Genomic DNA, 8,019 nt, shown 5'->3' with positions numbered 1-8,019 from the left:
TGGTTTAATGGAGGCAGTTGCACATGCCTGGAAACAAATGGTTTTAACCCAGCGCGCTCAGCTCTGCTCAGGCGTTCGGCTTGTACAGGCCTATGGCTGATTTACTGAGCAAACTCTATATATTAGGTGGTGATGGGGGGAATGCGGGAAGGCAGATGATGCTGGTGGCGTTAAATCATAAATTTTTGAATTTGTCAAATTGGATTTTTTATGAGGTGGGTATTCTTTATATAAATCAATGGGTTATTGGCGTTTTTGCAAAAAAAATATCAAGGTTGCCGCCGCGTAACAACATCCCCCCATATCTATAATGCATAGAAACACCTCCTTGTCCTTTATTATCGCAGCTAAAGCTGACCGGCTAAAGCCGGTGGTTTAAACCTTATGATGGAAAATTAATTTTTGCTTGTAAATTTCTCCACTGAACCGGGATCGTCGGCGCATGAGTTGCCAATTTGGTGTTTTGGATGTTGGATTTTTCGTAAGGTTCTAATTGAAAATTCAGTGCACAAATAGTGCACAACTGAATTTTAAAAAAATTATAGGCATTTGTTTTTCAATTGAAATATCAATTTGTCAGTCCAATCATTTGTAAAGCTGATCGCTATCCGGACATGCTAAATTGAATTATGCCAGGCAGTCTTCAGCCTCCATTTTGGAAAGAAATGCCGCGCGGAGATCTTGAATTAAGATGGGAAATTGTCCATTGATCGAAATTTCTCTATGAAATTGACCAAATCACCTCAAAATTAGTGCACAAATAGTGCACAAATTGAAATTTTGTTCATATCAATTAATTGATTTATAAGGAAAAAATACACTTGTCAGTCCAATCGAGCATCGGGGCCACGGAAAAGCGGTGCGACTTTCTATGGTTGGGGAAGAGTCCGTGATTGTTGGCTTCTAGCATTATTAAAATTAACCGATCTTGCGTTCTTTTTGGATTTTAGAAAATTTTATACAAATTCATCCCTGCTGGGGCAGAGTAGGAGGGAGGGCGGAATCACGATGGTCATGTCATCCGATATAGCAATGTTACAGTCTTGATGATTTGCAAGGATACCCTATCCTAATACAACTGCATGGAAGATGGCGCGCGAAAACCCAACAATGAAGGAACCTTTTTTCTTCGGGTTTGCGACCGCTGCATCGGGTTTGCCTGCTACAATCGAAACAATCGACTTTCCCGAGCGCTTATCCCCATGGCTTACCTTTGCAAATTCATCCTTCCGGCCGCTCTTATCATCATCCTTGCCGGACAGGCTTTGGCCGTTGAATTACCGTCACCGGCCGCTTTGTCCGCCAAGTACAACCTTTCGAGCCGCAAAATTACCGTCGTTGAGCCGCACGCATCGACGAACGAACGGCGCACACTGACCGATTATACGGCGCTGCCTGTCGATGCGCTTTTGACACACTGGTTTGGCGAGCACTGGCTGTCGGAAAGCGCGGAGATTGATTTTTTCGCGAAGGATGGCTACCGTTCGGTCGTCGCCGGCTCGAAGCTAAAGCAATACCGCGCCTTTCTGGCCTTTGCGCGGACCGACGGCGCCCCATTCACGGTCGATAACATCGGTCAAAACGAGAAACAAATCGCTCTCGGTCCTTATTATTTGATTTGGGACAATCTCGGCGCGCCGGAACTGCTGCGTCAGGGCGCTTACGGCTGGCCCTACCAGATTACCGCGATCGAGTTGCACAGCAAAACCGAAGACCGGGCCTTGCGTCCGCGCAGCGTTGCCAAAAATCTTGAACAGGGTCTGGAAGAGACGCAGGAATACTGTCTGACTTGCCATAACATTCGCGGCATCGGCGGTAAAAAATATCCGCTGGATTTGCTCCGGGCCGCCTGCCGCTGGCAGGATGCCGATTTGCAAGCCTGGATAGAATCGCCGAGCCGCTTGAAGCCCGGTACGACCATGCCAGCCTTAGGACGCATGTTGCCGGCGCAGGAGCGCCGGCAAATCATCGAGCGTATCGTGGACTATTTGAAGGCGATGAAAGCCGAAACTCCGGGATCATGCGCAACAAAATAACCGTAGAGTGCGCTGCCGAAGGAAGTCAGGCATCCGTATGCGATTTCCGGTTATTCCGACCGGATGGCGTAACTTAACCGCGCCGGTCTAAAGGCCGCCAATGAAATCTTTTTTGCCGATCGCCAAGCCGTTATGCCGCAAAATCGCATAAGCGGTCGTAATATGAAAATAAAAATTGGGCAGCACGAAATGAAGAAGATAGGGTTGGCCCAAAAAACTCACTTCCTGGTTGCGCAATTTGAGTGTCACTGTCTTTTCTTCGCTGCCGTCAATTTTTGCGGGGCTGACGCTTTGGACAAACGCGACGGTTTTGGCGATGCGCGCCAGCAACTCCTGAAAGGTGGCTTCGTTATCTTCATAGGCGGGTACTTCCAAACCGGCAAGACGCGCGGCGCAGCCTTTCGCCATATCGGTGGCGATTTGCACCTGCCGGGACAGAGGATACATATCGGGCGCTAGGCGCGCATTGATCAGCACGGCCGGATCGATTTTTTTCTCATCGGCGTACTGAACAGCCAGTTCAAGTATTTTCGATAAATTATCCAGCATACGGACGAATACTGGGACAGAGGCTTGATACATCGAAATTTGCATGATGAAACTCCGTTAATTAGGACGAGAAGGAGTGTAACTATAGCAGTTGTAAGCTCCTAATTCACAAAAGAGGAAAGGCTGGGCTAAACCGGTCTATTCCGCGCTGACCACTTTGCATTAATAAGGATACTCCAAACGACGGTAAAAACCGCCCAACCCACATTGCCATGGTAGCTCAGCCAAATAGTTGTCGGAATCCAGACCAGGGACGTACCGACCAGCAACACCGCTAGAAGAAAACAGAACAAAGCCGGTAAACCCGCTCCCTGCACACCGCCGATAATAAATCGGAACACACGCAATAAAGCCTGTCACTCGTCCGGCAAGTCTGTCTGGGACAATTGATTGAAGGACAAATACTTGTAACTGCCTTTGCGCATATTGAAAAAAAATAATTCAGGCAGGCTCATTAAAATACCGGTCGCGCCCGATCGCAAATTTTTTCCCGAATCCAGGGGCCAGCTGAACAGGCCATAAATGCTTTGGCCGATTCCGGCAGCGGTGTTAACCGCTCCGAACAAGGGCCTCAACAGCACATTGTCGTCGGTAAAAAACACGAATAACGCGTCGTCGGGATTGTACCTGTACAAATGGCTGCTCACAACATTCGATTCCCTCAACGCCGCGATCAGATTATTTTGTCGAGCCTTGAGTTTTGCCAGCTCGAGACCCCGGTAAGACTCCAGATCACGGTTCTGCGTGACATGGTAACGATCCAGAACCGATCGGTAAGAGACAAAAGGAATGAAGTTGTAGGGTATTTCAACATAGCCGCCCAAACGTTTTTCGGATTCTTTCATAACCAATACGTTAGGGTCTGAAAGTTTGTCTCCGGAACGATAGGGTGCTAATAAAGCCTGGTCGATCGTTCTAAACAGTTCGGTGACGCAATTGCGGCCGATCAGGTCATAGCGATAGCGCTGTTTCATGGTTTCAAACAGGCTCTTTTCACCGTTATCCAGGGCTGAAAGTGCCGTTATTAATTGTTTGTTGGTCAGATTCGGAAGCGGACTATCCGGAAAAGCGATGCTTTTGGAGGGCAGGGCTTTCTCGCCGGTATAGCGGAAATCACGATGCTGTTCGCTCTTAAGCAGTTCTATATAACGGTTGGCCGCCATTTCGATTTGGCTGTATTCGGCTTCGCTCAACCGTTGGCGGGATTGGGCTGATTGGCGGATTCGATGCAGCGCCATCCGTGCGTCGCGAATCAGAATCCGTATCTGAGCCTGATGTTCAAGGTACTGCTCTGGCTTGACCCATTCGCTGTTGTCGGCAAAATCGTCAATAAAAAACCAATGGCCGGACTGCAATGTCGCGTCGATCGCGAGATACCGGGCCAGATTGACTAAAACGGCATAGCCCCAGTCCGGCCGGTTTGAATAGACCGCTTTGACAAGGCCGGTTTCCAGATCATTCCGTAACTGCCGCAACCCCCGTCTTTCCGCTACGGAAATTTTGAAGGTTGGCGGATCCGTCTGCAAGAGCGCATCGGCTTGCAACGGCGGCGCATTGATCAGGGCTATAATCGCAAATAATGCGGTTAGGGTGTCCGAGTATTTTTCTGTGAAGGAATAGAGGGAAGCAGGAAATTTTTCACCTGCCAAATCCGAATTTATGGTGGGCCAAAGGGTAGGGGCCAATGCTTGGATTTGCGATTCGAGCTGTTCACGCCGGCGATGCAAAAAGTCAGATCCATAGTGCTGCTCGATTTTTTGGCGCAAACGTCGAATGTTTAGCGATTGCTGCCTGGAAAACACGCTTTCTGTGGGTTGAGGCTGATGGCCCGGTTCCGGATAAAACAGCCCGACGCCTTTTAAGCGCAAAACCGAAGCCGCATCGCCGTCGGTAATGGACTGACCGTCGTTTGCTTTCTGCAACAAGCGCCGGATAAAAATCCTCTCCCTATTCAGATCGTTAAGCCATTTGAACTGCCTTTCCTGCGTCAAAAACTGCCATGTGAATTGGTCTTTCAGCAGATCGAAGGTATCCTCGCTCACCTCGATCCGGCTTAGATGGATCGGGCGATTCTGCAAATACCGGTATAAAAAATGAAAATCGTTTTTTTCTTGTCTGAATAGGCGAATCAGGCCGGAATCGACATGTTGATAGTGATATATGTCATCATCGAACTGAATTGCGGTATGTCCCCCGCTCGAATTCCCTTCGCTGGCTTCTATATAAAGGTAATTAAAGGTGGCCGCGCCAGCCGGGGACGACAGCATCACCAAGGCCGCCATCACCGTATGAACGCCGATTGTCTGCAAACTCGAGCGTGTCATGATATTGAAGGCGGGCCTGATGAGACTTAATCTTCAAAGAGTCTGTAAGCAGGTTATTTTTCCGACTCGTAACCTTTTTGGATATTTTTCATCTTCTCCGCATCGGAATTAGCAAAATTCTTTCTATAGGTTTCGTAAGCGACACCTTCGATCCCGGCTTTCTTCAAGCCTTTGCCGATTGCTATGTAGGTCTTGGGTTCCTGATCCCAGTTAACGATGCCTCTCTTGGCGGCAATGTCGCTAATGCCTTTCAGATAGGCATTGTAATCAGCCGCCGCATGGGAGGATTTCACATAAGCCGTCGTATAGTCGGACACTTCATTATCGTATTTCTTTTCTTTATTCGACTTTGAAGATTCACTGCTAGAGCCTGATGAATCTGATACGCTCCCCACACTGTCGGAAATGCTCCCCGAGCTATCCGAGAAAGAACAGCCGGTAACAACCAGAGGAAGCAACACAATCGCAGCATTGAAAAGATTAAGGTTAAAGTGTCCTGAATTCGAATACATAATTATCTCCCGAATAAAATAGGGTCGTATTAAGAGCCATCCCTCAACACCTGATCAATTTTAATCTGGTCGCTGTGGCTTAGGCGATGCGTATTGCCTTTAGTACGGATTAAGCCAGCCTTGCTGGGCAAAATACTGATTAAGCTGTTCCGCAATCTTCTCGGCCATTTTTTGCGCCTGCTGCGCGGATGCCGACTTGTAAGACTTGACGCCGCCGATTGCTACGTTTGCTCCAATAACGGCGGCTGTTTCCGCGCCGGCCGCCGCACCCGCAGGTCCCGTAACTGCGGCGCCTGGCATTCTGCCGCTATCTGCATGGGCTTCAAACACCGCCAAGTCGGTATAACCGGATGGGCCCGGCGCCAATAGACGCACCTCCGCATCTAACGAGGACTGCCCCGAACCGAGCCCGATGACGTTACGGCGAAGACGGTTGCCTTCGTCAATGTTGATGAAATGACCGGTAATCAGTACTGAGCCTGGAGCAACCGGCACATTATCAGTCGCGCGCCTCGAATTTAAGCCCATATCGGCAATTTTTTGCGTCAGTTCGGTCGCCAGCGCATCGGCCACCTCGCGGCCTAACTGTATTTGCTCCGCAGTCTGGTTAGAATCGCTCATGTTTCTACCCAACTTCGCAAAAAAACTTGCGTTTTGCTTGATATCTTCAGGACTTACCGCAAAGTTATAGACGAGCACTTGCTGCGGTCTGGGAAGGCCGGAGTTCGCGATTTCATTCGACGTCCGAACGTTCGTTTGGGCGCACCCTCCCATCAACAAGAAAGTTGATGCAGCCAGCCATTTAAATGATTTTGTTACATGCATAATACTTACCCCTGATATTGTCTTGTAAAGAACATAAAAAAACTTGCCCGGCATCTTGTAAATTAGACTCTTTGTTTATTCTAAAAACAAGAGACCGTTGACCGACCCGGAATTCAATCTTCTCGGCGTGCTCAAAGCCTCCAGATGATTGCCCGGATCGACGCGCGGCCGTGCAGACGCAGCATCAATTACTTACAATTACCGGATGATTCATCCGGTAATCAGTTAAAATAGCCGATTGCTAAATAGTGTTTTAACTCAATGAAAAAAATCGAACTTCTCTCTCCCGCCGGCACCCTGAAAAACATGCGCTATGCGTTCGCGTTCGGCGCCGACGCGGTGTATGCCGGGCAACCTCGCTATAGCCTCCGGGTGCGCAACAACGATTTCCTCGCCGAAAATCTCGGCATCGGCATCGCCGAGGCACACCGGCTCGGCAAGAAATTTTTCCTGGCGACGAATGTGATTCCGCATAACGCCAAGGTCAAGACCTTCATCAACGACCTCAGGCCTATCGTCGCGATGCGGCCCGATGCGCTGATCATGGCCGATCCCGGCCTGATCATGATGGTGCGCGAAACCTGGCCAGACATGCCGGTGCATCTTTCAGTGCAGGCCAATACCGTCAATTACGCGACGGTCAAATTCTGGCAAAGCGTCGGTGTCGAGCGCATCATCCTGTCGCGCGAACTGTCGCTGGACGAAATCGCTGAAATTCGCCAGCAATGCCCGGACATGGAACTGGAAGTGTTCGTGCACGGGGCGCTTTGCATCGCCTATTCCGGGCGCTGCCTCTTGTCCGGCTATTTCAACCACCGCGATCCGAATCAGGGCACCTGCTCCAACTCCTGCCGATGGAAATACGACACGATGCCGGCGCATGAAAACGCCGAGGGCGATTATGTGTCCGACAACGTACCGTTGACGCTGAACGACTTGAACACCGCCAGCTGCGCCGGCACCGAACGCCACCCTCTGGCCGACAACATCTATTTCCTGCAGGAAGAAAACCGCCCCGGCGAACTGATGCCGGTGATGGAAGACGAGCACGGCACCTACATCATGAATTCGAAGGACTTGCGCGCAATCGAGCATGTGCAGCGCCTGGTCGAGATCGGCATCGACAGCCTGAAAATCGAAGGTCGCACCAAATCGCACTATTACGTCGCTCGCACCGCGCAGACTTACCGGCAGGCGATCGACGACGCGCTGGCGGGGCGTCCGTTTCGACCGGAACTACTCGGCGTGCTGGAAAACCTTGCCAACCGCGGCTACACCGACGGCTTTTACCAGCGCCACCACACCCAGGACTACCAGAACTACATTACCGGCTATTCAAAGAGCCACCAGCAGCAATTCTGCGGCGAAATCCGCGCTTACGACAGTGTCTCCGGCCTTGCGGAAATCGAGGTGAAAAACAAGTTTGCGGTCGGCGACCGGGTCGAGCTGATTTTGCCTGAAGGTAACAGTGACATTGTCATTGAACGGATGCTGGATATGCACGGGCAGGAAATGCAGGAAGCGCCGGGTGCGGGCTATGAAGTGAAAATACCGCTTCCGGCGGCGAACGCGGGATATGGGCTGGTGGCGAGATATTTCTAGATTTTTAGGTAATTTTTCAATGCAAGGAAGAGTCCCTTCTATCGGGGAGAAAGCTAGTGTCTAATTGCATAAGTTAGAGATTGTATTTTTGATCTGGCTGCCAACGACTTCGCGTTTCTTCCAAACGAAAGGTTGCGCTCCCGTGTTGTAGGCAGCAATGTATTTCTCCAC

General features: G+C 50.1%; 7 protein-coding genes and 1 pseudogene. 3 read left to right on the top strand and 5 right to left on the bottom strand.

Features of this window, described 5'->3' with window-relative positions; genetic code table 11:
* Window positions 1-92 precede the first annotated feature (92 nt).
* Entirely contained in the window at window positions 93-311 is a 219-nt protein-coding gene (locus U2W12_RS02290) for a hypothetical protein (protein ID WP_326499053.1), read from the top strand.
* A gap of 891 nt (window positions 312-1,202) precedes the next feature.
* Window positions 1,203-2,036, top strand: a complete 834-nt coding sequence (locus U2W12_RS02285) for a cytochrome c family protein (protein WP_326499052.1) — start codon at window positions 1,203-1,205, stop codon at window positions 2,034-2,036.
* An 87-nt stretch (window positions 2,037-2,123) separates the two neighbouring features.
* On the opposite strand, the gene U2W12_RS02280 is transcribed toward U2W12_RS02285, so the two are convergent.
* From U2W12_RS02280 to U2W12_RS02265, 4 genes are all read right to left on the bottom strand, one after another.
* Window positions 2,124-2,630: a DUF1993 family protein gene (locus U2W12_RS02280; protein WP_326499051.1), complete on the bottom strand. Its 507-nt coding sequence runs from the start codon at window positions 2,628-2,630 to the stop codon at window positions 2,124-2,126.
* Between the two features lie 311 nt (window positions 2,631-2,941).
* Window positions 2,942-4,909, bottom strand: coding sequence for a hypothetical protein (locus tag U2W12_RS02275; RefSeq protein ID WP_326499050.1), 1,968 nt, complete (start codon window positions 4,907-4,909; stop codon window positions 2,942-2,944).
* 53 nt (window positions 4,910-4,962) lie between these two features.
* Complete coding sequence (locus tag U2W12_RS02270; RefSeq protein WP_326499049.1) at window positions 4,963-5,421, bottom strand: putative lipoprotein; 459 nt, start codon at window positions 5,419-5,421, stop codon at window positions 4,963-4,965.
* 99 nt (window positions 5,422-5,520) lie between these two features.
* Window positions 5,521-6,195, bottom strand: a complete 675-nt coding sequence (locus U2W12_RS02265) for a DUF4410 domain-containing protein (RefSeq protein ID WP_326499054.1) — start codon at window positions 6,193-6,195, stop codon at window positions 5,521-5,523.
* Window positions 6,196-6,507: 312 nt separating this feature from the next.
* Between U2W12_RS02265 and yegQ the strand changes: the two genes are divergently transcribed.
* Complete coding sequence (yegQ, locus tag U2W12_RS02260) at window positions 6,508-7,848, top strand: tRNA 5-hydroxyuridine modification protein YegQ (RefSeq protein ID WP_326499048.1); 1,341 nt, start codon at window positions 6,508-6,510, stop codon at window positions 7,846-7,848.
* Between the two features lie 60 nt (window positions 7,849-7,908).
* Here yegQ and U2W12_RS02255 read toward each other — a convergent pair.
* Window positions 7,909-8,019: pseudogene (locus U2W12_RS02255) on the bottom strand (IS630 family transposase); the annotation flags it as partial.

Source organism: Methylomicrobium sp. Wu6 (assembly GCF_035916875.1).
Classification (GTDB): Bacteria; Pseudomonadota; Gammaproteobacteria; order Methylococcales; family Methylomonadaceae; genus Methylomicrobium.
This window is presented reverse-complemented; position numbering and strand designations above follow the sequence as displayed.